The sequence below is a fragment of the Phycicoccus flavus genome (genome assembly GCF_004025965.2).
Lineage (GTDB): Bacteria > Actinomycetota > Actinomycetes > Actinomycetales > Dermatophilaceae > Phycicoccus > Phycicoccus flavus.
Genome location: NZ_SAYU02000039.1, coordinates 16366 through 41323 on the forward strand (window position 1 = coordinate 16366; position 24958 = coordinate 41323).

Here is a 24958-nt window from a genome sequence, read left to right on the forward strand (position 1 = left end):
CATGGGTGCGCAGGGGGCCGGCGAGCCGCCGGTCGTGGACGCCTTCGGTGTGCGCTGGGTGCTGGACGTCGCCGGGCTGGGACCGGCGCTCGCGGACCGGCTGCTCGGGCTGTGGGAGCGCGCGGCGCTACCCGGCGTCACCCGTGCGTCCGTCGACCCCGACGAGGCGCCCCCGTACGTCGTGACGTGGGGCGAGGACGGACTGGTCTCGATCCACGGGGACGACCACCGCCTCGAGGAGGACGCCGTCCCCTACGCCGTGTCCCGGGGGCTGACCGTCGCCTCGATCGGCCGGCGGGTGGGCACCTGCCTTCTGCTGCACGCGGCCGGTATCGCGGCCCCGGACGGCGCGACGCTGGCGCTCGTCGCCGCCTCCGGCACCGGCAAGACGACCGCCGCACGGGTGCTCGGACGCACGCTCGGCTACGTCACCGACGAGACGGTGGCGGTCGAGTCCGACCTCACCGTGCGCGGCTACCCCAAGCCGCTGTCGGTCGTCGTCGACCCCGACGCGCCGTTCGACAAGGCCGAGTCCTCGCCCGACGAGCTCGGGCTGCTCGCCGCGCCGTCGCCGCTGCACCTGGCCGGGGTCGTCCTCCTGGACCGGGTGCGCCCGGACGACCCGCCGTCGGACGCACCGGACCTCCCGGACGGTCCGGTGCTCGAGCCGGTGGGGCTGGTCGAGGCGGCCGTGGCGATGATCCCCCAGACCTCGGCGCTGCTGCGGATGCCCGACCCGCTCGGGTCCCTGGCCAGGGCGCTGACCCGGGGCGGCGGGCCCTGGCGACTGCGCTACACCGAGGTCGAGGAGTGCGCTGACCTGCTCGCCGACCTGCTCCGGCAGGGCGACGCCGCCGGGGGTGGGTGCGCGTGGACGACGGAGGTGGGGCCCGAGGCCGTGGTCGGCCCGGAGGACGGCGTCTCCCTCCCGCCGGCGGTCGAGGTCCGCGCCCTGGCGCCGGACACCGTCGTCGCCCGCGCGCCGTGGCGGCACGCCCTCCACGCCGAGGGCTCCTCGCTCGTCGTCGTGGGCTCGGTCCCGCTCGGGCTGCCCGGGGTGGCGGCGACGCTGTGGCGGGCGGTGACCGAGCCGCAGCCGGTCTCGGCCGTCGTCGACGCGGCGGTCGCGACCCTCGGCGCGCACCCCGACGCCGCGGACGTCGTCGACGACACCGTCCGGAGCCTGCTGCGCACCGGCGCCTTCGTCCTGATCGACCCGGACATACTGGACGGATGAGCGAACGCATCGAGGTCGAGACCCCCGCCGGCGCCATGCCCGCCCACCTGTGGCTGCCGTCCACGGGCCGCGGCCCCGGCGTCCTGCTGCTCCAGGAGATCTTCGGGGTCAGCCCGTACATCCGGCGCCGTGCCGAGGACCTCGCCGCGCTCGGCTACGTCGTGCTCGCCCCCGAGGTCTTCTGGCGGATCGGCATCTCGGAGATCGCGAACGGCCCCTCGATGCTCGAGGAGGCCATGGCCGCCCTCGGCCGGCTCGACTGGGACGCGGCGGTCGCCGACTCGACGCTCGCCTTGGAGGCCCTGCGCGCCCGGCCGGAGGTCGCGAACGGCACCGGGGTCGTCGGGTTCTGCTTCGGCGGCGGTCTCGGGTACGCGGTCGTCGCCGGCGCTCCGGCGGACGCGCTCGTGTCGTTCTACGGGTCGACGCTGCCGAACCTCGTCGAGGCGGTGCCGTCGGTGTCGACGCCCTCGCAGCACCACTTCGGCGAGTCCGACTCCTACATCCCGATGGACCAGGTGACGCGGATCCGGGAGCAGGTGACCTCGGGCGGGGCGCCGGTGGACTTCCGCACCTACCCCGGCGCGGACCACGCCTTCGACAACGACGACTTCGTCAACCACGACCCCGTGGCCAGCGAGCAGGCCTGGAGCGCCACCACCGACTGGCTGACCCGCACCCTGCCCACCGGCTGACCGGCCCTCCCCCGGCCCGGGCGTCCGGTCAGGGGCAGGCGCAGGGCACCGACGCGCACTTCGGGCAGCCGTGGGCGTACCGCTCCATCGCCGCGTCGAGGTCGACACCGGTCTGGTTGGCCAGGCTGACCACCCACGCGAGCACGTCGGAGAACTCGTGGACGCGCTCCTCGTGGGTGCCCTTGCGGACGGCCTGCGCGAGCTCCCCGACCTCCTCGGCGATCCACGCCACGGTCGCCGGCGTGCCCCGTCCGCGGTCGCGCTCGCCGTAGGTGTCCTCGATGACGCGCTGCAGGTGACCGAGCTCCATGCCGGCCAGCGTACGAGCCGCCGGACCGGCCACCCGGACGGCGGCTCAGTTGAGCGCGGCCCCGCCGGGATCCGGCGGCGTCGGCAGCGCACCGAACCGGTCGACGATCGCGGTCTCGCGCTGCAGCAGCGCGAGCACGGTCCGCAGCCGGGTCGCGGCGTCGCCGCCCTCGAGGACCCGCTGCCGGTCCCCCGGGTCGAGGACCATCCGCTCGACGATCCGGTAGGCGAGGTCCCGCGGCCCGGACTCGACGGCGTCGGTGGTCGCCCCGAGCGTCGTGAGGTACGTGCGGTGCGCGGCGAGCGCCCGCCTCCCGAGCGTCTCGACCTCGGCGTCGCCGGCGGGGTCGGGCTCGGTGAGGAAGCTGACCTCGGCCGTGGTGTACGAGGTGACCGCGGCCTCGTCCAGCGCGTCGAGCCGGAAGCGCCGGGCGCCGCGGGCGACGAGGTGGACGACGGTGCCGTCGCCCGCCTCCGCGAGGGCCATCGCGTCGACGACCGCCTCGCAGCCGACGGCGTGCAGGTCCCGCACGGCGCCGTCGCCGACCTCGTGGCCCTGCCGGATGAGGACGATGCCGAAGCGCCGCTCGTCCTCGGGCTCGGCGGCGAGGCGCTGCGCGAGCTCGAGGTAGCGCGGCTCGAACAGCTGCAGCGGCATCCGCGCACCCGGCAGCAGCACGCCGCCGAGGGGGAAGAGCGGGAGGGAGGGCACGCGATCACTCTAGGCAGACCGGCGGCGACGGCGGACCCGTCGGACCGGGCGGGCGCCGCCGGCCGGGAACCTCAGGCGTGCGACTCCTGCGGGCTCGGCGAGGGGCCGTCGTCGACCGCGCCGGCCGCCGCGCGGCGGATGACCGGCATGACGGTGAGCCCCTGGACGGCGATGCTGAAGAGGACGACGGCGTACGTGGCGGTGACGATGACGGGTCGCTCGCCGACGTCCGGCAGCGAGAGGGCGAGCGCAATCGCGATGCCGCCGCGCAGGCCGCCCCAGGTGAGCAGCCGCACCGTCCACGGACCGAACCGCTGCCGGCTGCGCACGAGGGCCATCGGGATCGACACCGACACGAACCGGGCGGCGACGGTGACGGCGATGACGACGACGCTGGCGAGCACGAGCCCGGGCTCGCCGTCGGCGAAGAGGACGTCGAAGCCGATGAAGGCGAACAGGAGGATGTTGAGCACCTGGTCCAGCAGCTCCCAGAAGCCCTCGACCTGGTGGCGGGTCTCCCCGTAGTACGCGACCTCCTTGCCGGCCGACATGACGAGCCCGGCGGCGACCATGGCCAGCGGCCCGGACACCCCGAGCGCGACGGCGGCGCTGTACCCGCCGACGACCATGGCCAGGGTGATCATCACCTCGACGACGTGGCCGTCGATCGTCCGGCACAGCGTGTAGCCGACCCAGCCGATGGCGACGCCGAAGAGGATGCCCCCGACGGCCTCGCGCAGGAAGATCGTCGCGACCCCGGCCACCGACGGCGCCTCCCCGCCGTGGGCGCCGATGCCGACCGCGCCGGCGAGGACGACGAACAGCACGACGCCGATGCCGTCGTTGACGAGCGACTCGCCGGCGATGAGGTGCCGCAGCCGCTCCGGCACGCGGGCCCGCCCCAGCAGGTCGAGGATGGCGACGGGGTCCGTCGGGCTGATGAGGGCGCCGAAGAGGAAGGCCCACAGCAGGGGGATCCCCACCCCGAAGGCGCCGAACACCGCCCAGGCGCCCACCCCGACGAGCGCCGTGCTCACGAGGGTCCCGAGCACGGCGAGGGTGAGGATGGGGACCTTCTGCTGCAGGAGGCGCCGGGTGTCGAGCCCCAGCGCCCCGGCGAAGAGGAGGATCGCGAGCATCCCGTTGAGGACGAACTCGGTGAAGTCGAGGGTCTTCAGCAGGGTCTCGACCTGGTCGCGCAGCCCGACGCCGACCCCGACCGCGTCGAGGAGCGCGAGCACCCCGGAGGCCAGGGCCGCGGCCAGGGTGACCCCCACGGTCGTGGGGATGCGCAGGAAGCGCTCGTTGAGCCAGGCGAGCAGGGCCGTCGAGCAGAGGAGGACCGCGAAGGACGCCAGCATGCTCAGCCCACCCCGAAGTAGCGCAGCCACACGTACGGCACGCACAGCCCGATGGTGACGGCGGTGACGACGAGGCCGTACCTGGTGAAGGTCCAGAAGGAGATGGGGTGCTCGTTCCGCCTCGCGATGCCGGTGATGACGACGTTGGCGCTGGCCCCGATGGCCGTCGCGTTGCCGCCGAGGTCGGCGCCCAGCGCGAGGGCCCACCACAGGGACTGCCGCTCCGGGGGCAGCCCGTTCCCGGGGCCGACGAGGTCGTGGACCAGCGGCGCCATGGTCGCGACGTAGGGGATGTTGTCGACGATGCCGGACAGGATGCCCGACCCGAGGAGGATGCCCTGCGCCGCGAGGAGGTAGTCCTCCCCGATGGCTCCGGTGAGCTCCCGGGCCAGGACGGTGATGACGCCGTCGTGCACGAGGGCCCCGACCATGACGAACAGGCCGGCGAAGAAGAGCAGCGTCTCCCACTCGACCTCGGCGAGGTACTCCTCCGACGGCATCCGTGAGGCGAGGACGGCCGCCCCGGCGCCGAGCAGCGCGACGAGCGAGGGGTCCAGGTGGGTCCAGTTGTGGGTGAGGAACCCGACGAGCACGAGGCCGAGGATGACGAGCATCCGGCGCAGCAGCGTCGGGTCGGTGATCGTCTCGCGCGGGGTCAGCGCCATGACCGACTCCGCGCGCTCGGGGTCGTAGCGCAGGTGGCGGCCCCACAGGACCCAGGCGAGCCCGACGAAGACGGCGACGAGCACGACGACGACGGGCGCGAGGTGGACGAGGAAGTCGTCGAAGGTCAGCCCTGCGCGGCTGCCGATGATGATGTTCGGCGGGTCGCCGATGAGCGTGGCGGTGCCGCCGATGTTGCTCGCCATCGCCTCGGCCAGGAGGAACGGCACCGGAGCCAGGGCGAGGCGCTCGCAGAGCAGCAGCGTCACCGGGGCCACGAGCAGGACGGTCGTCACGTTGTCCAGCAGGGCCGAGGCGCCGGCGGTGATGACGACGAGCAGCGTCATCATCCGGAACGGCCGGGCCCGCGCCCGCTGCGCCGCCCAGATGGCGACGAACTCGAAGACGCCGGTCCGCCGCAGGATGCCGACGATGATCATCATCCCGAGCAGCAGGAAGATGACGTTCCAGTCGATGCCGGTGTCCTCGGAGAAGAAGACGTCCCGGCCGCGGACGGCGCCGATGAGCACCATCCCCGCCGCACCGGCCAGCGCCACCGCGGTGCGGTTGACCTTCTCGGACGCGATGAGGACGTACGCGACGACGAAGATGCCGACCGCGACGACGGCGGCCACCGTCATGGCGCCTCGCGGGTGGGGCCGGACTGCTCGGGGGTGCCGCGCAGGATGATGTCCTTCTCCAGCCGGCGGCGGATGAGGTCGCTGTCCTGCCCCGCGGCCGCGGCGATGGCGGCGACGACCCGGGACATCGTGATCACGCCGTGGAAGACCCCGTCACGGTCGCGCACGACGAGCATCGGGCTGTGGTGCTCGTCCATCGCCGACGCGATCTCGAGCAGCGTGTCCTCGGGCAGCACCGACGGGGTGTCGTCCGGCGTCAGCCGGCTCTCGTCGAGGAGCTCGCCGATCGTCGACCGGTTGAGGCGCCCGCACATCTCGTCGGCGCCCTTCTCGTCGTAGACGTGGGCGAGGCGCCGGTCGTCGCGCACCCAGCGGGGCAGGACGATGCCGAGCAGCTGGCTGCCGGGGACCACCGCGAGCGGGTCGCCGTCGTCGTCGACGACGAGCAGCGCGGCCAGCCGGTACTCGGCGAGGACGCGCGCGGCCTCGGCGCCGGTCGTCGCGCGGCCGACGGTGGGGACCTGCTCGAGGAGCTCCTGGGCGTGCACGGCGGCTCCTGGGTGTCGGGGGCGGTCGGGGGCGGTCGGGGGAGGTCGGCGGTGCCCGCGGTCAGGGCGCCGCGGCCGGCGCGACCGCCAGGCCCAGCGCCCGGGCGGGGGTGGTCGTCGCCGCGGCCGTGACGTCGGCCTCGGGCAGCCCGGCGACCTCGACGGCCCAGGCCACGCACTCGGCGAGGGTGCTCGTCCCGCCGGCGATGGCTCCGGACCCGGCGAGCCGGGCGGTCCCGTCGTCGACGACGACCTCGAGCCCGCCCAGGGTGTACTCGCCGTCGCCGAGGCCGGTGGCGGGCATGGCGTCGGACACCAGCGCGAGGGCGCCCGGGCCGACGGTCTCGAAGAGCATGCGGACGACCTCGGCGGAGACGTGCGTGCCGTCGGCGATGAGCTCGAGGACGGCCTCGCCGCGGGCCGCCGCCGCGAGCGCCGCCGCCACCGGTCCACCGGCCCGGTGGTGCAGCGGCGGCATGCCGTTGAAGACGTGCGTGACCAGGGCCGGCGCGCCCTGGAGGTCGGCGACCTCGGCCAGGGTGCGGGCCGTCGTCGCGGCGTCGGCGTCGGTGTGCCCCACCGAGGGCCGGATACCGTGCTCGACGAGCGCGCGGAGCAGGTCGACCGCCCCGGGCAGCTCGGGCGCGAGGGTCATGTGGCGCAGGGCGTCCGGGGCGCCGGCCAGCGCGGCGGCCTCGGCGAGCCGGTCGACGAGACCGGGGTCGGGGGCGGCGAGGGCGCCGGGGTCGTGGGCGCCGCGCCGCTCGTGGGCGAGGAACGGCCCCTCGAGGTGGATGCCGGCCAGCACGCCGTCGGCGACGAGCGGTGCCAGCGTCGACACCTGGGCGACGAGGGTGTCGAACGGGGCGGACACGAGGCTCGCCACGAGGTGCTCGGTCCCCATGGACGCGTGGTGCTCCACCGCCCGCGCGGAGTCCGGCCCCCCGAGCTCGGTCCCGACGGCCCCGTGGCAGTGGATGTCGACGAGGCCGCTCACGCTGCCCGACGGTACTCCTTCCCCCGGGCGCACAGACCGGGCGGCTACGGTCACCTGCCCATGGACGTCGGCGAGGTCTGGGACCGGATGCGCGCGAGCGGCGAGGTCGGCCTGACCGGCACCCCGCTCGTCGTCGTCCTCGTCGCGGCGCTCGTCGTCGTCGGGGTGCGTCCGCTGTGGCAGGTGCTGCGGCTCGGGGTGACGCTGGTCCACGAGCTCGGGCACGCGCTGGTCGGCATGCTCGTCGGGCGGCGGTTCACCGGGTTCGTCCTGCGCGGCGACATGTCCGGGGCCGCCGTCACCGTCGGTCGGGCGCGAGGGCCGGGACGGGCCGTGACGACGTGGGCCGGCTACCCCGCGCCGGCCGTCGTCGGGGGTGCCGGCGTCTGGCTCGGCGCCCACGGCTGGGCGGGCGCCGTGCTCGCGGCGGTCGTGCTCGTCCTGCTGCTCACCCTCCTGCGGGTGCGCTCCGGCCTGACCCTGCTCGTCGTCCTCGTCGTCGGAGCGGCGACGGCCTGGGTCTGGTGGGCCGGCGAGGACCTACTGCGCGCCCAGGTCGTCGTCGGGGCGGGGCTCGTCCTCGTGGTCGGCGCCTGGCGGCACCTCGGGGCGGTGACGGCGAGCCACGAGCCCGGCAGCGACGTGGCCGTCCTCGCCCGCCTCACCCACCTGCCGCGGGTGCTCTGGGTGGCGTCCTTCGCGCTGGTCTGCGCCGGGGCCACGTGGGTCGCCGCCGACACCGTGCTCGCGACGCTGCGCACCGGCTGACCGGGGTCCGCCACACCCCTGGCCGGGGACGTGCGGCGGGGCGGCGGCGTCCGCACCGCCCCCGAGCGCGTACAGTGGACGTCAGCGGTCCCGCCCCGTTCTGCCTCGGGGCCCGCTTTCTTTGATGTCGATGCCTGAGTGACGGACCTCGTCCGCACCGTGCGCCGCGGCCCCAGAGCCCGCCCGGCAGAACATCCCGCGTCGACGCCCCCGGCCCCGTGCCGCGCGTGCCGACACCAGTACCTGGAGTTCACATCACCGTGTCCACTGACACCTTCGGCGCGCTCGGCGTGCCCTCGTCCCTCGTCGACGTCCTCGCCTCCGGCGGGATCACGACGCCCACCCCCATCCAGGCCGCGACGCTGCCGGACTCCCTCGCGGGTCGCGACGTCCTCGGCCGCGGCCGCACCGGCTCGGGCAAGACGGTGGCCTTCCTCCTGCCCCTGCTCACTCGGCTCGCGCAGAGTCGCAGTTCGCGGACGCCCAAGCGGCCCCGGGCCCTCGTCCTCGCCCCGACGCGCGAGCTCGCCACCCAGATCGAGGAGGCGATGGCGCCGCTGGCCCGCGCCCTCGGTCTCACCTCCCGCACCGTCTTCGGCGGCGTCGGGCAGGGCCCGCAGGTCGCGGCGCTGCGCCGCGGCGTCGACGTGGTCGTCGCCTGCCCCGGCCGGCTCGAGGACCTCGTCGGACAGGGCCACGTCTCCCTGGCGAACGTCGAGGTCACCGTCGTCGACGAGGCCGACCACATGGCCGACCTCGGCTTCCTGCCGCAGGTGCGCCGGCTGCTCGACGCGACGCCGCGCGGCGGCCAGCGCATGCTCTTCTCGGCGACGCTCGACGCCGGCATCGGCGTGCTCGCCTCGCGCTACCTCGTCGAGCCGGTGACCCACGAAGCCGACTCCGCGCAGTCGCCGGTGAGCGCGATGACCCACCACGTCCTGCACGTGTCGTCCGCGGCGCACCTGCCGGTGCTGCTCGACCTCACCTCGGCGCCGGGCCGGACCATCGTCTTCACCCGCACCAAGCACCGCGCCAAGCGGCTCGCCCGCCAGCTCAACGACGCCGGGGTCCCGGCCGTCGAGCTGCACGGCAACCTCAGCCAGGGTCAGCGCACCCGCACCATGGAGGCGTTCCACAGCGGCGCCGCGCAGACCCTCGTCGCCACGGACATCGCCGCCCGCGGCATCCACGTCGACGACGTCGCGCTCGTCGTCCACGCCGACCCGCCGGTCGAGCACAAGGCGTACCTTCACCGCTCCGGCCGCACCGCGCGCGCCGGCGCCGCGGGCACCGTCGTCACGCTGATGACCGACGAGCAGGTGCGTGACGTGCGCGACCTGACCCGCAAGGCGGGCATCCGGCCCACGATCACCCGGGCCCACGCCCAGCACCCCGTCCTCGCCGAGCTCGCGCCCGGTGAGCGGACCCGGGAGGGCGCGTACGTCGCGGCCGCACCGGCCGGTGGGTCGCGTGGCGGCCGGGGCGCGGGCGAGCGGGCCGGAGGGTCCGGTCGTGGTGGCGGCCGCCGTCCGGGACGCGGCTCGCGCGCGGGCGGTCACGGTCGCGGGCAGGGCTCCGAGCAGCGCTCGGGCGGTCCCGGCGGCGGGTCCGGCGGCAGCCGGCGGCGCGGGTCGCGGCGCGGCGCCGGGCAGCCCTCCGGGGCCTCCGGCGGGTCCCGGCCGGCCAGGTCGGCGGCCTCCTTCTCGGAGCGGTCGGCTCCCCGCCGCTCCCGCTGACCCCGGGGTCCGGGGCGCAGCCCGGCGGCGCCCGACCTCACGCAGACGGACGGCCCCCGGCACGCAGTGCGTGCCCGGGGGCCGTCCGTTCCTGCTGCCGGCGACTAGCGGCGGAGCCGGAAGGTGCTCGTCACCGTCTGGCCGTTCCACGGGACGTGGACGACGACCGTGTACGTGACCCCGGTCCGCGGCAGGTCACCGGTGCGCAGCAGGTAGACCCACTCGCCGTTCTCGTACGTCATGTCGCCGGTGGCGACGACCTCGCCGTCGAGCTCGACCGTGACGTAGGGCTCGAGGAACGTCGGCACCGTGCCGTCCTCGGCGGTGAAGGTGGTCTTGACCGGGACGGTCGAGCCCTTCTTCACCGAGACGCCGTCCCGGCCCAGCTGACCCGTGACGCCCGGGGTGTCGAGCGTCGGGTTCGGCGACAGGCCGACGAGCACGGGGTCGTGGTCGCTGACCCGGTACTCGTCCGGCGCGTAGAGGCTCTCGATCTGGTCCGCCGACTTGAAGTTGGTGTTGTAGTCGAGGATCGCCGGCTCGTCGGCGTTGATGTGGTAGTCCGCGGTGCCGGTGACCTGGCCGGTCAGCGACTCCGAGGCCATGGCCTGGTCGAGGTAGCCCCACTGGCCGTCGAACACGTAGGAGTAGGCGTCCTCGCCCTGGTACTTCTCGACGAGGTTGGTGAAGCCGCCCTCCTCCAGCGTGCGGATCGGGGTCTCCTTCGCGTACGAGTTGTAGTCGCCGACGAGGAGGACGTCCTCGTCACCGGTGCCGGTCGGGTCGGAGTCGAGCCACTCCAGGAGCGCCCGCACCGCGGTGGTGCGCACGACGGCGCAGTTGCCCTGGCCGTCGCCGGTGTCGGGCGTCTCGCAGGCGGAGCCCTTGGACTTCAGGTGGTTGACGTCGGAGACGAAGACGCCACCGGTCGCGTTGACCTCCCAGGCCTGGGCCAGGGACGGACGGTTGCGCGGCGAGGCGTCGCCGCCGGTGACGAACTCGTCGGTGTTGAGCACCGCGGTCGTGCCGACCGGGGTGACGACGGACGGCTTGTAGAGCAGGCCGACCTTGATGGCGTCGTCGCCGAGGGCGTCGACCTGGCCGGTGCCCGCGTCCGCGTCGATGTACGCGTACGTGCCGGCGCCGACCTTCGCGTTCACCGCGTCGACGAGGTACCGCAGGGTCGAGCCCGCGCCGTAGCCGTCGTTCTCGATCTCGTTGACGCCGATGACGTCCGCGTCCATCGTGCTGATCGCGGCGACGGTCTTGGCCGTCTGGCGGTCCAGCTCGAGCTGGTTGTCGGCGCCACGGCAGTCCAGCGGCGGGCCGCTGACGCCGCCGGTGCACCCGCGGAAGTCGGTGAAGTAGTTGAGTAGGTTCATGCCGGCGACCTGCACGTCACCGCCGACCTCCGGCGGGCCGCTGGGGCGCGGGTTGTTCGCGACGAAGGTGATGCCGTCCCCGCTCTGGTCGAGCGGACGCAGGCGCCAGTTGTTCGGGCTCGCGTTGTTGCCCGCCCAGCCGTAGGTCATGACCCCCGTGGCGCCGGTGACGGTGTCGCCGCCGCGCAGGGTGTTCTCGGCGCTCAGCGGCTGCCCACCGCGGCCCCAGACGATCGGGTCCGGGTTCTGGTTCTGCAGCGTGTCGTCGATGATGAGCCGGTTGAGGTCGTTCTTCGCCTGGAGGGCGTTGGCCTCGGGACCGGGCGCCACGACGTTCGTCGGCTGCTGGAGGCGGCCGCCGGAGCTGACCGTCACCTGGGCGAAGCGACCGAGCAGGTAGTGCTCGGTCACCGACAGCGTCTGCGACATCGTCACGAGCATGCCCTCGTAGCGCTCCGCGGTCCCCGCGTCGGCGAACGGCAGGGTGACCTCGGTGGGGGCGACGGAGCCGGTGCCGCAGGCCTCGGTCGCGCTGACCGAGGAGATCTGGGTCTGGCCCTGGAACTCGCTAGCCGAGCCGGTGACCCGGACGACGTCGCCCTCGCTCACCGTGTCGGCGCCGCCGGTGAAGACGAAGATGCCGTCGGAGGTGGCGGGGTCGCCGTCACCCTTCAGGTCCTGGAGGTAGTAGCCGCGCAGGGCGGGCGCCGGGCCCTCGTAGTCCGCGACGACGACGCCCTTGGTCGTCACCGGGCCGGTGACGGCGGCGGTGGCGCCGGAGCCCTGGATGTCGTAGACCGGGGTGAAGCCCGCGTTGCAGGTGTCGACGACGGAGAAGGTCGAGGTGAAGTCCGCGGCCAGCGTGTCCGGCGGGTCGTTGGTGTCGACGTCGCTGACCCCGTCGGCGGCGACCGTCAGGGTGCAGGACTCGCCGTCCTGGAGGTCCGTGGCCGGGTCGACGGTCCAGTCGGTGGGCCCGCCGCCGAGCGTGACGGGCACGACGCCGGAGGCGGTGCAGGTCAGCGAGACGGCGCCGTCGGCGAGGGCGACGGCCTCGCTGAAGCCGACGACCGGCGACTGCGCCGGGGCCGCGGTGCCGCCGTCCTCGGGGGTCACCGAGGTCACGGTCGGCGCGGCGTCCTCGACCGGGCCACAGCTGGCGGTGTGCGCGCCGAGCCCGCCGAAGGTGTTGTTCGGGAAGCCGTCCCACTGGGCGGCGGGGTCGAAGGCGTCGTCGGTCGTCGTGTCGCCGACGCAGATCGTCGCCTTGCGGCGGAGGGTGTTGTCCGCGGTGCTCGTGTCGCCGGTGCCCCACTCGGTGTTCGGCCGCTCGCCGACCCGGCCGATCGAGTCGAGCACGGCGTCGCCCTTGCGCAGGACGATCGCGTCGTCGCCGTTGAACCAGCCGGAGCCGTTGGTCTGGTCGGCCTGCGCGATGATCTCGGGCGCGGCCGAGGACTGCGCGAGGACGAACACGTCGCCACTGGCCACCGTGCCGCTGAGGTTCACCGTGAGGCTCGGCGAGGTGCCGCCGTTGAAGTACATCTGGATCTTGTAGGCCCCGGCGCCGAGGTCGACCGGCGCGGCGGTGCCGTTGTAGATCTCGAGCGCCTTGTTGTTGCTCGATCCCTCCACGTACTCCGAGATGAACAGGTCTCCGGCGGCGGCCGACGCAGGGGGTGGCGTCAGCGCGACGGGTGCGGCCACGACGAGGGCGCCGGCGGCGACCCTTCCGACGAGCCGACGCAACGGCGTGCGGTTCATGCATCCTCCAGGGGTCGTGCGGGGAGCCGCCGACCTGTCATCGACACCTCGACCCGCGCACGTGCGCGGCGAACGTAACACCGCATCGCGCCGGGCGACAGTGGGACGAGGTCTCCGCCGTGTGAACAGGGGGATAACTGTCGGATAGCGCCGACAGACCCGCCCTCGGACTGTCGAAGGTCACGTAGCCGCAGGTCAGCGGCACACTGCCGGCTCGGGCGCCGGGCTAGCGTCGAAGCGGCCGGACGCAGGGTGCGCCCGGCCGGCACGGAACGAAGGAGAGGCACGTGGCCTACAGCAAGGGCGACAAGGTCAGCTGGAAGACCTCCCAGGGGAGCACCCACGGGAAGGTCGTCGAGAAGAAGACCAGCGAGTTCCAGTTCGACGGGCAGAAGTTCAAGCCCGAGGACGACGACCCGTACTACATCGTCGAGTCCGACAAGACCGGCTCGAAGGCGGCGCACAAGGAGTCCGCGCTGTCGAAGCGGTCATGAGTCCGGTCCCGCCGAAGGACGTCCAGCAGGCCGCCCAGCGCGCGGTCGACTGGATCGAGGACGGCAAGGCCGGCTCGAACTTCACCGACACCGGCCGCACCCGCGCGCGGCAACTGGCGAAGGGCGAGGACGTCAGCGACGAGGTCATCGGCAAGATGCACGCCTACTTCGCCCGGCACTCCGTGGACAAGGACGCCGACGGCTTCACGCGCGGGTCCGACGGCTACCCCAGCCCCGGCCGCGTGGCCTGGGACGCCTGGGGCGGCGACCCCGGTGAGCGGTGGGCCAACTCGGAGTACGACAAGCAGCACAAGGACGACTGAGCCGTCCCCGTCGCGGCGCCGGGCAGGGGGGCCCGGCGCCGCGACGGCGGTCGTCGCCTCCTCGGCCGGGTCAGGGCGAACGGCCGGGTCAGGTCGAGCGGTCGGTGAGGTGGCGGGGGTCGTCTGTGAAGACGTGCCGGGCCCGCCCCTCGTCGGTCGCGGTGGCGACCCGCACCAGGCCGGTCTTCTCCAGGACCCGGCAGGAGGCCGGGTTCTCCGCGTAGGCGTCGGCCCACACCGGGAGCCCGAGCTCCCGGCCGACGCCGGCGAGGACCTGGGCCAGCTCGGTGCCGAGCCCCTGTCCCCACGCCGACCGGGCCAGGGCATACCCGATCCAGAGCCGCGGCGCACCGCCTCCCTCGGTGACGACGCGCAGCATCCCGTCGCCGACGACCGTGCCGCCGACCTCGAGCACGACGCCACGCACGACGCGGTCGGCCCCCGGGGCCACGGGCCGCCCGTCGGTCAGGCGCAGGCGGAGCCGCTCGACGACGCCCGCGCGGTCGAGCACCCCGTGCGAGAGGTGGCGCACCACCTCGGGGTCGGACCGGTAGGCCCAGATGGCGTCGACGTCGTCGAGACCGACGAGGCGCACCAGGCCCCGAGGGCTCCGGCGCGGCCAGTCCAGCCGCGCGGGGTCCGGGAGGAGGGCGCGGTCCGGGGCCCGGTCAGACACCGCCGGTGGGGTGCTCGTAGGAGCCGGTGGCGGTGCGGACGAACTTCACGAGGACGTCGGCCATCGCCTCGGGCTCCCAGGAGTGACCGGAGCCCGGGACCTCGGCGACCGTCGCCCCCGGGAGGGCGTCCGCAATCCGCTCGGCGGCCTCGGGCATCCCGGGGAAGGTCTCCGTCCCGTAGACGGCGACGACCGGGACCTTGACGTCGTCGGCCAGGCTGCCGTCCTCGAGCACCGCCGTCGCCCAGGCGAGGGACTGGGCGTCGGCCACCTTCGAGCGTGCGGAGGCGGCGATGTCCGGCCAGGCCGGCGACGCCTTCGCGCCGGCCAGCCACTCCGGCGGCATGTCGCGCATGTACGTCTCGGTCGCGGCCTCGAGGTCGCCGTCCTCGACCTGGCGCTCGAAGTCCGACGCCCACTCGGCGGTCTCGGCCGCGGGCGCCGACACCGGCGCCTCCCACAGGACGAGCCCGTCGACCGGCAGACCGGCGGCCGCGGCGCGCAGGGCGATCGAGCAGCCCGAGGAGTGCCCGCACAGCACCGCCGACCCGCCGACGTGCTCGAGCAGCGCGGACAGTGCCCCCAGCTCGGCGTCGAGGTCGGCGTCGCCGCCGGTCTCGGTCTCGCCGCGGCCGAGCCGGTCGAAGACGACCGCGGTCACGCCGTTCTCCCCCGCGAGGCGCGCGGTCTCGGTCGTCACGGGGTCTTCGGCCCGGAACGGCCCGGCCCCGGCGACGAACACGAGCGCGGGCCCCTCGCCGTGGGCGTCGTAGGCGACGCGGTCGCCGCGGGTCGTGCTGACGAACTCGGTCATGCGGGCCTCCCGGGGCCGAGATGGACGTTCGACACCACTGAAGCAGACCCGACCGACAGGAACATCCGCGGCGGCGCGTGACTTGGCTCTGAGGTACCAGTTCGGCGGTCGCGCCCTCCCCGGCCGGCCGCCCCCCCCCGCCCCCACAGGAGTTGATGCACGTGAAGCAGCGAGCTCTCGGAGACGCACAGGTCAGCGCGATCGGCCTCGGCGGCATGCCGATGTCCATCGAGGGTCGTCCCGACGAGGCGCGCTCGGTGTCGGCGATCCACGCCGCGCTCGACGCCGGCGTGACCTTCGTCGACACCGCGGACGCCTACCACCGCGACCCCGGCGAGGTCGGCCACAACGAGGCCCTCATCGCCAAGGCGCTGAAGTCCTACGGCGGCGACACCTCGTCGGTCGTCGTCGCCACCAAGGGCGGGCACCTGCGGCCCGGCGACGGCTCGTGGACCCAGAACGGCCGTCCCGAGTACCTCAAGGAGGCCGCGAGGGCGTCGGCCCAGCGCCTCGGCGTCGACGCCATCGGCCTCTACCAGTTCCACCGGCCGGACCCCGACGTCCCCTACGCCGAGTCCGTCGGCGCGCTGCGCGAGCTCCTCGACGAGGGCGTCATCCAGCGTGCGGGCATCTCGAACGCGTCCGTCGCCCAGATCGACGAGGCCAACGAGGTCCTCGGCGGCCGCCTGGTGTCGGTGCAGAACCAGTTCTCGCCGGCCTTCCGCTCCTCGCGCGCCGAGCTCGAGCACTGCGCCTCGCTCGGCGTCGCCTTCCTGCCGTGGAGCCCGCTCGGCGGCATCAAGAAGGCCGGTGACCTCGGGTCCGAGCACTCCGCCTTCGCCGAGGTCGCCGAGGCCCACGGCGTCTCGCCGCACCAGGTCGCCCTGGCGTGGGAGCTCGCGCTGGCCGACGTCGTCCTGCCGATCCCGGGCGCCTCGCGTCCGGAGTCGATCACCGACTCGGTCAACGCCGCCGACCTCGAGCTCGCCGCCGACGAGGTCGCCCGGCTCGAGTCCGACGGCTGACCCCGCCTCCTCGTCCGACCGACGACGAGGTCGCCCGGCTCGAGTCCGACGGCTGACCCCGCCTCCTCGTCCCACCGACGACGACGGCCCGCGCCCTCCTGGACGGCGCGGGCCGTCGTCGTCGGTCCACCCCGACACCCCGGTTCGTCACCGAGACCCCACATCCGAACCGGGGCCTCGGCGACATTTCGGGGTCACCCCGAAATGTCCAGCGGGATGCCGGGTGCCGGCCCACCCCGACACCCCGGTTTGTCACCGAGACCCCACATCCGAACCGGGGCCTCGGCGACATTTCGGGGTGACCCCGAAATGTCCAGCGGGCGGGGGCGGGGGCGGGGGCGGGGGCGGCTCAGCCGAGATGGCCGCGGACGGAGGCGTGGCCCTTGAGGAGGTTGCGGGCGATGGTGCGGCGCTGGATCTCGTCGGTGCCCTCGTAGATGCGCAGCAGCCGCAGCTCGCGGTACCAGCGCTCCAGCGGCAGCTCGCGCGTGTAACCCATGCCGCCGTGCACCTGGAGCATCCGGTCGACGATCTCGTTGGCGTGGACGCCACCGTAGAGCTTGGCCATCGACTGCGCCTGCCGTGAGTCCTGGCCCTGGTCGACCTGCCAGGCCGCCGACAGCACGAGCCAGCGCAGCGCCTCGATGTCGACCGCGGAGTCGGCGATCATCCACTGGATGGCCTGCCGCTCGGCGATCGGCTCGCCGAAGGTCACCCGGTTGCGGGCCCACTCCATGCCCATCTCGACCATCCGCTCGCAGCCGCCGAGCGCCCGCGCCGGCAGCAGGTAGCGGCCCTTGCCGATCCACTGCATCGCGAGGGCGAACCCCTTCCCGACCTCGCCGAGCACTGCCGACGACGGCACCCGGACGTCCTCGAAGGTCAGGGCCGCCGGTCCCCACTCGCCCATGGTGTCGATCTGGTGGGAGGTCCAGCCCATGTCGCGGTCGACGAGGAAGCACGTCACGGACTCCCCGGTCCGGCCCTCCTTGTGCTTCTCGGGGTCGGTGACGGCGAAGACCATGACGAAGTCGGCCTCGTTGCCGCCGGTGATGAAGGTCTTCTCGCCGTTGATGACCCAGTCGTCGCCGTCCTGCCGGGCCGAGGTGCGGATGGCCCGGGCGTCGGAGCCCGCACCCGGCTCGGTGATGGCGAAGCAGCTCTTCCTCGTGCCCTCGATCGTCGGGCGCAGGTACTCCTCCTTCTGGGCGTCGTTGGCGTTGTAGAGGATGTTGTCGGCGTCGCCGGCCAGCCGGAACGGCACGAAGGACCGGCCGAGCTCGATCTCGATGAGCGCCGCCATGAGCGCCGACAGCCCCATCCCGCCGTACTCCTCGGGGGTGAGGACCCCGAAGAAGCCGGATTCGCGGGCGAGGTCCTGCAGGCGCTTGTGCTCGTCGGCGGGCAGCCCGCGCTCGCCCCTGCGCTCCCGGGTGAGGACGTCCTGCTCCAGCGGCATGACCTCCTTCTCGACGAAGGTCCGCACCCACTGCCGGATGTCGCGCTCGTCGTCGGTGAGGTTCAGGTCCATGGGTCAGGCCTCCTGGGAGTGGTCGGGCTGGTCGGGGGTCGGGGTGGTCGGGTGCTCGGGATCGGCAGGACGGACCGGGGGGTCGGCGGGGGGCGACGCACTCGCCGGGGCGGCTGACCGGGCGTCGGCGGCCGGTGGGGAGAAGCGGGCCCGCAGCTCGCGCTTGAGCACCTTCATGCTCGGCCCCAGGGGCAGGGCGTCGACGACCTCGACCCGGCGCGGGTACTTGTGCTTGCCGAGCCGCTCGCGCGACCAGGCGACGAGCTCGTCGGGGTCGAGGGTCGCGCCGTCGGCGGGGACGACGACGGCGCACACCTCCTCACCCTGCACCTCGTCCGGCAGCCCGATGACGGCGACCTGCCCGACGGCCTCGTGGCGGGAGAGGACGTCCTCGACGTCGCGCGGGTAGACGTTGAAGCCGCCCCGGATGACGAGGTCCTTGGTGCGGTCGACGATCCGGACGAAGCCCTCCTCGTCCTTGACGCCGATGTCGCCGGTCCGGAACCAGCCGTCGACCATCACCGCGGCGGTGGCGTCGTCGTCGTCGAGGTAGCCGGCGAAGACGTTGTGACCACGCACGACGACCTCGCCGCGCTCCCCGGTCGGCCGCAGCTCGATCCGCTCGGGGACGGCCTCGTTGGCGATCTCGACCTCGACGCCCCAGATGGGATGGCCGATCGTGCCGGCCCGCCGGCCGAACAGCCGCTGGTTGGACGTCGCCGTGGGCGAGGTCTCGGACAGCCCGTAGCCCTCGTGGATCGGCGTTCCGAAGACCTCCTCGAACCGCTCGAGGACGACGACCGGCAGCGACGCGCCGCCGGAGACGCAGTCCCGCAGCGCGGGCAGGCGCTCGGCGTCCTTCGCAGCCTCGAGGAGCTGGACGTACATCGTCGGGACGCCCATGAAGATCGTCGCGCCCTCACGGACCATGAGGTCGATGGCCTCGGCGGCATGGAAGCGCGGCTGCAGGACGAGGGTGGTGCCGAGCCGGAACGTCGTGTTCATCGCCACCGACTGCCCGTAGACGTGGAAGAGCGGCAGGCTCCCCATGACGACGTCGTCGCGGCGGATCTCGTTGCCGTCGAACGCGTTCGTCGTCGCGTTCATCACGAGGTTCAGGTGGGTGAGCAGGGCGCCCTTGGGCAGGCCCGTCGTCCCCGAGGTGTAGAAGACGACGGCCGTGTCCGACGGGTCCCGCGAGACGTACGTGCGCAACGGCTCGGCGCCGTCGCCGAGGCCGGCGAGGCTCACCGCGGGGATGCCGACCTCGTCCGCCGCCGCGCCGCCGAGGTCGGCGAGCGCGTCGTGCCGCAGCAGCACCCGGGCGCCGGAGTGCCGCAGGACGTAGCCGATCTCGCGGGCGCCGAGCAGCGTCGGCACCGGGACGACGACACCGCCGGCCGCGAGGATGCCGTAGTAGGCGGTGACGAAGCCGGTGACGTTCGGGGCGAGCAGCGCCACCCGGGTGCCGGGGCCGACGCCGCGCTCCCGGAGGTCGGCGGCCACCCGCAGCGCGTCCTGCCAGAGCGTCGCGTAGTCGGTGCGCCGGTCCCCCTCGACGACGGCGAGGCCGTCCGGCCGGCGCCGGGCGGACTCGGCGAGCAGCACGGCGAGGGACAGGGTGGCCATGCGGCGCCTCCTGGGGATCGACGGTGACCGGGATGCTCCCCTCAGCCTCGCTCCCCGGACCGCGTGAGGACACCCTCCGCGACCGACTTTCCCGCCCCATCCGCGAAAGCCGGGGTTCGCCGGGGAAGACCAGGCCCGCGAACCCCGGGTTTCCCCTGCGACCCGCCGAGTCTGCGCGACTTTCCCGCCCCATCCGCGAAAGCCGGGGTTCGCCGGGGAAGACCAGGCCCGCGAACCCCGGGTTTCCCGTGCGACCCGCCGAGTCTGCGCGACTTTCCCGCCCCATCCGCCAAAGCCGGGGTTCGCCGGGGAAGACCGGGCCCGCGAACCCCGGGTTTCCCGTGCGACCCGCCGAGTCTGCGCGACTTTCTCGCCCCATCCGCCAAAGCCGGGGTTCGCCAGGGAAGACCGGCCACGCGAACCCCGGGTTTCCCGTGCGAACCCCGGGTTGTGCATGCGAACCCGCGTGCCCCCGCGCCCGACGCCGCAGCCCTGACGCCCTCCCCACCACATCCGGTCCGCCCCACGGCCGCGCCTCGTACGCTGGTGGGCGTGGCGACGAAGCAGACGGCCGGGACGACGGTGCGGTTCAGCGGTGAGGTCGAGGTCATCGGGTCGACGGCGCTCGTGCGGCTGCCCGCCGACGCCAGCCGCGACCTGCCCTCGCGCGGCCAGGTCGCGGTGCACGCCACGGTCGCCGGGCACCGGGTGGACACCGTCGTCGAGCCCGACGGTCGGCGCGGCCACTGGTTGCGGGTCGGCCCGGAGCTGACGAAGGCCGGGGTGGCCGAGGGCGACACCGTCGAGGCCGAGCTCGAGGTCGCGGAGGACTGGCCGGAGCCCGAGGTGCCCGCGGACCTGTCCGCCGCGCTGGACGACGCCCCGGAGCACATCCGCGACGTCTGGGCCGACATCACCCCGATGGCGCGCTGGGAGTGGGTGCGCTGGGTGGGCGCGACGAAGAGCGAGGACACCCGGGCCAAGCGGGTCCGGGTGAGCCTGGACAAGATGGACCACGGCAAGCGGCGTCCGTGCTGCTTCGACCTGTCCTCGTGCACCGACCCCGACGTCGCCAAGAGCGCCAAGCTGCCCGACCGCGCCTAGGACGTCCGCCGCCGGCGCGCCCGATCGCGTCGAGGACGCCCGCCGGCCCCGCGGCCGAGCGACGAGGTCGTCCGCCGCCGGCGCTGCCGAGCGCCACGAAGACAGCCGCCGCCGGCGCGCCCGAGCGCCACGAAGACGTCCGCCGCCGGCGCGCCCGAACGCGCCTAGGACGTCCGCCGCCGGCGCTGCCGAGCGCCACGAAGACGTCCGCCGTCGGCAAGCCCCATCGCGTCGAGGACGCCCGCCGCCGGCGTCACCGCGCTGCTGCTCTCGTCCTTCGCCTCGGTCCACTGCCGGGCCCTCCAGCAGCGCGCCCGAGTGACGAGGACGTCCGCCGCCGGCGTGGCCGAGCGCCATTGGAAAGTCAGCCCCCGGCGCGCCCGAGCGACGAGGACGTCCGGCCGTGTGCCCGCTCGCTCAGCGGTCCCGCCGCCAGACGACGACGGCCGCGGCGAACGCGGCCACGGCCACGGCCCCCGCGAGGACGGCCTGGGTGGCCTTCGTCGGCCGGGGCTCCCCGTCCGGGGCGACGCCGAGGGCGCGGTGGACCCGGTCGCTCGCGCGGGTCCGCACGTCCAGCTTGGCGCCGAGGGCGTCGATCGTCTCCGCCAGGTCCTGGCGGGTCGCGGCGATGTGGGCCTCGATGACGTCCGGGTCCGTGGTGTCCCCGAGGGGCTCTCGCGGGCCGGGCGCCGCGGGCCGGGCCGCAGCGGGGTCGTGGGTGCTCATGGTGTCCTTCCCTCCGGCGTCGCCGCCGTCGTGTGCGGGTGCCGGACCGCCTCGACGTCGGCCTTGAGGCTGTCGGCGCTGTGCCGGACGGGCGGCGTGGCCTCGGCGACCTGACGCCTCCCCACCAGGGCGACGACACCGGCGACGAGGAGCAGGGCGACACCGACCAGCAGCGCCGCGAGCCACGCGTCGAGGACGAGCGCCAGCGCGAGCACCGCGGCCGCGACGAGCGCCCCGACCCCGAAGAGCGCGACGACCCCGGCGGTCCCGAACAGCCCGGCGCCGACCCCGGCGTGCCGCACCGACTCCTGGAAGTCGACCTTCACCAGCGCCATCTCCGACCGCACGAGATCGGACAGGTCCTGGCTCATCCGCGCGACGAGCTGACCGGTCGAGGCGTCCTCCGGCGTCGGGGTCGGCGAGGCAGCGGCCGTCACGACGACGACCTCTGCGCCGAGGCGGCCGCCGTCGTCACCCCGGCGGTCGGGTCCGGGTCGGGGCGCTGCGCGTCCCCGTCCGGTCCCCGGTCGCGCCCGACGGTGGCGCTCGCCGTGTGGCCGATCCTGCGTCCCGCGTCGCTCACCGTGGCTCCGACGGCGCGGCCGGCCTCCCGTCCCTTCCGCAGCGCCACCTGCCGGGTCCGGTCCCTGCCCTTGCGGACCGTCGGGCTCGACCACAGGTCCCGGGCCGTCGCGGCGATCTCGTCGTACCGCTCCCTCCCCGCGCGGGCGCCGAGCACGTAGCCCACTCCCGCCGCGGCCAGGATCGTCAGCTTCGACATCGTGTCGTCCTCTCGCTCGGACCGCCGAACGGGCGGGCCGGTGGTCGGGTGTCAGGGGGGTCCTACCCCGCTGCCGGCCGTGCCACACCGCCCACGGGCACGGCGGCTCCGACGGCTGGTCCCACATGCGCGCGGCCGCGCCCTCGCCGGCCCACGGGTCCCGGACGGATCCGGACGCGGACCGTCCGCAAGCCGTCCTAGCGTCGGTCGCGTCCACGACCCGAGGGGAGCACGACCATGACCGACGACCACCAGCTCACTCCGCCCGAGATCGCGGCGGCCGAGCCCGCGGACTGGCGCTACGTGCTCGGCCGCCTCAAGACCCGGTTCCGCACACCCGACTTCGCGACCGGATCGGCCCTCGTCGCCGACCTCGGGTCGCTGACGGCCGAGGGCCGCCGCCCGCAGGTGACCCTGTCCGAGACCGACGTCGTCGTCGCCGTGCCCGGACGCGCGGACGCCGGCATCACCCGCGGCGACGTCGAGGCCGCGGAGCGGATCACCGAGGCCGCGCGCCGCCACGGCGCCACCCCCGACCCGGGTGGCGTCACGCAGGTCGAGCTCGGGCTCGACACCTCCGGCCCCGACGGGCTCGCCCCCTACTACGCCGCGCTGCTCGGTTCCGAGGTGCAGCGCGGCGAGCCGGTGGACGTCAGCGGCCAGGCGCCCACCGTCTGGTGGCAGACCCCCGAGCCCGCCGACGACGGCGACCCGCTGCCCGACCCGGTCGTCCCGCAGCGCTGGCACCTCGACGTGTGGGTCGGCCACGACGAGGGTCCGCGCCGGCTGCAGGCGGTCCTCGACGCCGGGGGCCGGCTGGTCAGCGACGCCGCCGCGCCGTCGTACTGGGTCATCGAGGACGCCGACGGCAACCGGTCCTGCATCTGCACCCCGGCGAACCGCGACGGCTGAGCCGGCCCACCCGAGGGTCCGGTCCACCCGACCCGACCCGCCCACGACGCCACGCCCCGCAGGCTCTCGACGGCGCCGGGCGCCCGCCGGCCGGGCGGGCGCGAGACCGCCGGCCCCTCGACCGGACCCGACCGGCGTCGCACCCTCAGGCGCGGTGCTCCGCGACCCAGGCGTCGAGCGCGGACAGGACGGTCTCGCGCACGTCGTGCCGGGGCACGAACCCGAGCCGCTCCCGCGCCTTGGCCATGGAGAACATCGGCGCCCGGCCGATGTGGTCGAGCGTGACGGCCGCGTTGTCCTCGCCGGCGCGGGCGGCGAACTCCGCCCAGGGCACGAGCTCGATCCGCGGCTCGTGCCCGAAGTGCCGCGCCACGAGCTCGGCGTAGCCGCGCAGGGTCAGCGCCTCGGTGCAGACGCTGTTGAAGCTCTCGCCCGTCGCCGCCTCCGGCTGCTCGAGGCAGGCCCGGTGCAGGTCGGCGACGTCCTCGGCGTGCACGTGGTGGATCGTCTCCAGACCGCGGTCCGGCAGCAGGCACGACCCGTCGGCCCGCAGCGCGTCGACGACGGCGGGGTCGAGGTTGCCGGACGGGCCGATCGGCATCCACCCGGGACCGCTGATGTGGCCGGGGTGGACGACCGAGGCCCGCACCCGGTCCTGCCCGCCGAGGTAGCGCTCGACGGCGAGCTTGCCGACGCCGTAGTCGCCGTAGGGGTCCTTGACCGCGTCCTCGGTCGTCGGCACGACCGCGCTGCGCCCGTAGGACCACACGGTGCCGGTGTGCACGAGGTGCTGGCCGTCCAGCGCCTCGACGAGCTGCCGGGCCTGGTCGGTGGTGAAGCAGGTGAGGTCGACGACGGCGTCCGGGCGCTGCTCGGCGACGAGCGCGCCGAAGGTGCCGTCCGCCTCCGCGGCCTCCCGGTCGCAGACGACCGGGCGCGCCTCGTCCCAGGCGGGGTCGGGGTGGTAGGGCGTGGCCCGGCCGCGGGTCACCACCGTGACCTCGTGGCCGTCGCGGACGAGTCCGGGCACCAGCCAGGTGCCGATGTGTCCGGTGCCTCCGACGACGACGACTCGCATCCGGCGACGCTAACCCACGGGTGGGCGACCCCGGTCCGCCGGGGAGTCGGGGTCAGGACGGGCGACCGCGTGCAGCAGCGGCTCCAGCGCGCCGAGCAGACGGTCGACCGAGGAGCGCGATGTCTCCTCGTCGGGGCCGGACTCCAGCTCGCCGACCTCGACCCCGACGACCTCGGACTCCGCGAGCGCGCGCATCGCTCCGGCCAGGTCCTCGAGCGTCGGACCGCCGGGGACGTGATAGTCGGTGGGCACCGTGCCGCCGTCGAGGACGTCGCAGTCGACGTGGACGAACACCGGACGGCCGGCGACGGCTCGGCGCAGCCGTTCGGCCAGGTCGTGAGCGACGGGGACGTGGGTGACGACGCCGTCGTCGATGCGCCGCTGCTCGGGCGGGTCGATGTCCCGCGCGCCGACGAGGACCGCGTTCCCCGGCGTGAGTCCCGCACCGAGCCCGCTGTCCCACAGGCCGAGCGGACCGCTGAAGGCGAGACCACCGAGGTACCCGCTCGTCGTGTCCTCCGGGGTGTTGAGGTCGGCGTGCGCATCGAACCAGACGACAACGGCGTCCGGGCGGTGCCGCGCCACGACCGGCAGCGTGGCGAGGGCGACGGCACACCGGCTCGACGCGAGGACGGGCACGGCGCCGGCCGCCAGGTCCTGGTCGACCTGCGCCGCGACCGCGCGCAGGGTCGGGAGGGCGGCGTTCAGCTCCTCGGTCCATCCCACGGACAGCGCCGGCTCCGGCTCGCCGACGACGGCGGGCGGCACCCCGAGCCGTTCGGCCAGGGCCGCGGCGAGCCCGCGGGAGGCAGTCATCGCGCGGTCGTTGTGGTCCCCGGCGCGGCCGGCGTAGTGCGTCAGCGCGATGCCGCGGGTGCGGCCCGTCGATCGCGGTCCCGGGGTCTCTTGGGCGGAAGACGTTGCATCGTCGGTCATCGCTCCTCCTCACTCGTGGCGCCGCGGCCACGTCCGCCTCGTCACGCTAGGGCCGCCCGGACGCGGTGGCAACGGGCTTCGGGGCCCGGGACGCCCGTCGGCGACCCGCCCGG

Annotated in this window: 25 protein-coding genes; 9 read left to right on the forward strand and 16 right to left on the reverse strand. The window is 74.6% G+C overall.

What is annotated here, in order from left to right:
- The first annotated feature begins 1 nt into the window (after position 1).
- Positions 2-1237 carry an adenylate kinase family protein gene (locus EPD83_RS12330; protein WP_128366590.1) on the forward strand — a complete coding sequence of 412 codons (1236 nt, stop codon included), beginning with the start codon at positions 2-4 and terminating at the stop codon, positions 1235-1237.
- Positions 1234-1932 carry a dienelactone hydrolase family protein gene (locus tag EPD83_RS12335; protein ID WP_128366591.1) on the forward strand — a complete coding sequence of 233 codons (699 nt, stop codon included), beginning with the start codon at positions 1234-1236 and terminating at the stop codon, positions 1930-1932. The genes EPD83_RS12330 and EPD83_RS12335 overlap by 4 nt, the downstream gene beginning before the upstream one ends.
- Positions 1933-1960: 28 nt before the next feature.
- Here EPD83_RS12335 and EPD83_RS12340 read toward each other — a convergent pair whose 3' ends face one another.
- The 6 genes from EPD83_RS12340 to EPD83_RS12365 form a co-directional block, all read right to left on the reverse strand.
- A complete protein-coding gene (locus EPD83_RS12340) occupies positions 1961-2242 on the reverse strand; it encodes a MazG nucleotide pyrophosphohydrolase domain-containing protein (RefSeq protein ID WP_128366592.1) in 282 nt (93 codons plus the stop codon).
- Between the two features lie 45 nt (positions 2243-2287).
- Complete coding sequence (locus EPD83_RS12345) at positions 2288-2953, reverse strand: LON peptidase substrate-binding domain-containing protein (RefSeq protein WP_128366593.1); 666 nt, start codon at positions 2951-2953, stop codon at positions 2288-2290.
- A 71-nt stretch (positions 2954-3024) separates the two neighbouring features.
- Positions 3025-4314: a cation:proton antiporter gene (locus EPD83_RS12350; RefSeq protein WP_165566644.1), complete on the reverse strand. Its 1290-nt coding sequence runs from the start codon at positions 4312-4314 to the stop codon at positions 3025-3027.
- Between the two features lie 2 nt (positions 4315-4316).
- Positions 4317-5612 (reverse strand): ArsB/NhaD family transporter, encoded by a 1296-nt coding sequence (locus EPD83_RS12355; RefSeq protein ID WP_205859516.1) that lies wholly within the window; start codon positions 5610-5612, stop codon positions 4317-4319.
- 2 nt (positions 5613-5614) lie between these two features.
- Positions 5615-6166 carry a CBS domain-containing protein gene (locus tag EPD83_RS12360; RefSeq protein WP_128367129.1) on the reverse strand — a complete coding sequence of 184 codons (552 nt, stop codon included), beginning with the start codon at positions 6164-6166 and terminating at the stop codon, positions 5615-5617.
- Positions 6167-6227: 61 nt separating this feature from the next.
- Positions 6228-7163 carry an N-acetylglucosamine-6-phosphate deacetylase gene (locus EPD83_RS12365; RefSeq protein ID WP_235950561.1) on the reverse strand — a complete coding sequence of 312 codons (936 nt, stop codon included), beginning with the start codon at positions 7161-7163 and terminating at the stop codon, positions 6228-6230.
- A 60-nt stretch (positions 7164-7223) separates the two neighbouring features.
- On the opposite strand from EPD83_RS12365, the gene EPD83_RS12370 reads away from it, so the two are divergent.
- Both EPD83_RS12370 and EPD83_RS12375 read left to right on the forward strand, forming a co-directional pair.
- Positions 7224-7931, forward strand: a complete 708-nt coding sequence (locus EPD83_RS12370; RefSeq protein ID WP_128367130.1) for a M50 family metallopeptidase — start codon at positions 7224-7226, stop codon at positions 7929-7931.
- A 260-nt stretch (positions 7932-8191) separates the two neighbouring features.
- Positions 8192-9667, forward strand: a complete 1476-nt coding sequence (locus tag EPD83_RS12375; protein ID WP_165566645.1) for a DEAD/DEAH box helicase — start codon at positions 8192-8194, stop codon at positions 9665-9667.
- Between the two features lie 104 nt (positions 9668-9771).
- Here EPD83_RS12375 and EPD83_RS12380 read toward each other — a convergent pair whose 3' ends face one another.
- Positions 9772-12813, reverse strand: coding sequence for an ExeM/NucH family extracellular endonuclease (locus EPD83_RS12380; protein WP_165566646.1), 3042 nt, complete (start codon positions 12811-12813; stop codon positions 9772-9774).
- A gap of 287 nt (positions 12814-13100) precedes the next feature.
- Between EPD83_RS12380 and EPD83_RS12385 the strand changes: the two genes are divergently transcribed.
- Both EPD83_RS12385 and EPD83_RS12390 read left to right on the forward strand, forming a co-directional pair.
- Positions 13101-13307 carry a hypervirulence associated TUDOR domain-containing protein gene (locus EPD83_RS12385; RefSeq protein ID WP_128368279.1) on the forward strand — a complete coding sequence of 69 codons (207 nt, stop codon included), beginning with the start codon at positions 13101-13103 and terminating at the stop codon, positions 13305-13307.
- Positions 13304-13630 (forward strand): hypothetical protein, encoded by a 327-nt coding sequence (locus EPD83_RS12390; RefSeq protein ID WP_128368278.1) that lies wholly within the window; start codon positions 13304-13306, stop codon positions 13628-13630. The genes EPD83_RS12385 and EPD83_RS12390 overlap by 4 nt, the downstream gene beginning before the upstream one ends.
- Before the next feature lie 88 nt (positions 13631-13718).
- Here EPD83_RS12390 and EPD83_RS12395 read toward each other — a convergent pair whose 3' ends face one another.
- Complete coding sequence (locus tag EPD83_RS12395) at positions 13719-14306, reverse strand: GNAT family N-acetyltransferase (RefSeq protein ID WP_128368521.1); 588 nt, start codon at positions 14304-14306, stop codon at positions 13719-13721.
- A complete protein-coding gene (locus tag EPD83_RS12400) occupies positions 14299-15120 on the reverse strand; it encodes an alpha/beta fold hydrolase (RefSeq protein ID WP_165566647.1) in 822 nt (273 codons plus the stop codon). Before EPD83_RS12400 ends, EPD83_RS12395 begins: the two co-directional genes overlap by 8 nt.
- Positions 15121-15281: 161 nt before the next feature.
- Between EPD83_RS12400 and EPD83_RS12405 the strand changes: the two genes are divergently transcribed.
- Positions 15282-16145: an aldo/keto reductase gene (locus EPD83_RS12405; protein ID WP_128368624.1), complete on the forward strand. Its 864-nt coding sequence runs from the start codon at positions 15282-15284 to the stop codon at positions 16143-16145.
- 349 nt (positions 16146-16494) lie between these two features.
- On the opposite strand, the gene EPD83_RS12410 is transcribed toward EPD83_RS12405, so the two are convergent.
- Together EPD83_RS12410 and EPD83_RS12415 are read right to left on the reverse strand one after the other, a co-directional pair.
- Complete coding sequence (locus EPD83_RS12410) at positions 16495-17676, reverse strand: acyl-CoA dehydrogenase family protein (protein ID WP_128367930.1); 1182 nt, start codon at positions 17674-17676, stop codon at positions 16495-16497.
- A 3-nt stretch (positions 17677-17679) separates the two neighbouring features.
- Positions 17680-19305 carry a long-chain-fatty-acid--CoA ligase gene (locus EPD83_RS12415; RefSeq protein WP_165566648.1) on the reverse strand — a complete coding sequence of 542 codons (1626 nt, stop codon included), beginning with the start codon at positions 19303-19305 and terminating at the stop codon, positions 17680-17682.
- Positions 19306-19857: 552 nt separating this feature from the next.
- Between EPD83_RS12415 and EPD83_RS12420 the strand changes: the two genes are divergently transcribed.
- Positions 19858-20409, forward strand: coding sequence for a YdeI/OmpD-associated family protein (locus tag EPD83_RS12420; RefSeq protein WP_128368582.1), 552 nt, complete (start codon positions 19858-19860; stop codon positions 20407-20409).
- A 417-nt stretch (positions 20410-20826) separates the two neighbouring features.
- Here EPD83_RS12420 and EPD83_RS12425 read toward each other — a convergent pair whose 3' ends face one another.
- From EPD83_RS12425 to EPD83_RS12435, 3 genes are read right to left on the reverse strand one after another with little or no spacing between them, the layout of a single operon-like run.
- The gene (locus tag EPD83_RS12425) at positions 20827-21138 is read right to left on the reverse strand and encodes a DUF3618 domain-containing protein (RefSeq protein ID WP_128367633.1); all 312 of its coding nucleotides are present in this window, start codon (positions 21136-21138) and stop codon (positions 20827-20829) included.
- Positions 21135-21575: a phage holin family protein gene (locus tag EPD83_RS12430; RefSeq protein ID WP_205859517.1), complete on the reverse strand. Its 441-nt coding sequence runs from the start codon at positions 21573-21575 to the stop codon at positions 21135-21137. The genes EPD83_RS12425 and EPD83_RS12430 overlap by 4 nt, the downstream gene beginning before the upstream one ends.
- The gene (locus EPD83_RS12435; protein WP_128367632.1) at positions 21572-21919 is read right to left on the reverse strand and encodes a hypothetical protein; all 348 of its coding nucleotides are present in this window, start codon (positions 21917-21919) and stop codon (positions 21572-21574) included. The genes EPD83_RS12430 and EPD83_RS12435 overlap by 4 nt, the downstream gene beginning before the upstream one ends.
- Positions 21920-22156: 237 nt before the next feature.
- Here EPD83_RS12435 and EPD83_RS12440 point away from each other — a divergent pair, with 237 nt between their 5' ends.
- Positions 22157-22831, forward strand: a complete 675-nt coding sequence (locus tag EPD83_RS12440) for a VOC family protein (protein ID WP_128367631.1) — start codon at positions 22157-22159, stop codon at positions 22829-22831.
- A 145-nt stretch (positions 22832-22976) separates the two neighbouring features.
- Here the strand turns inward: EPD83_RS12440 and EPD83_RS12445 are convergent, their stop codons facing one another.
- Both EPD83_RS12445 and EPD83_RS12450 read right to left on the reverse strand, forming a co-directional pair.
- Positions 22977-23909: an NAD-dependent epimerase/dehydratase family protein gene (locus tag EPD83_RS12445; RefSeq protein WP_128367630.1), complete on the reverse strand. Its 933-nt coding sequence runs from the start codon at positions 23907-23909 to the stop codon at positions 22977-22979.
- A 9-nt stretch (positions 23910-23918) separates the two neighbouring features.
- Positions 23919-24845, reverse strand: coding sequence for an arginase family protein (locus EPD83_RS12450; RefSeq protein WP_128367629.1), 927 nt, complete (start codon positions 24843-24845; stop codon positions 23919-23921).
- Positions 24846-24958 lie beyond the last annotated feature (113 nt).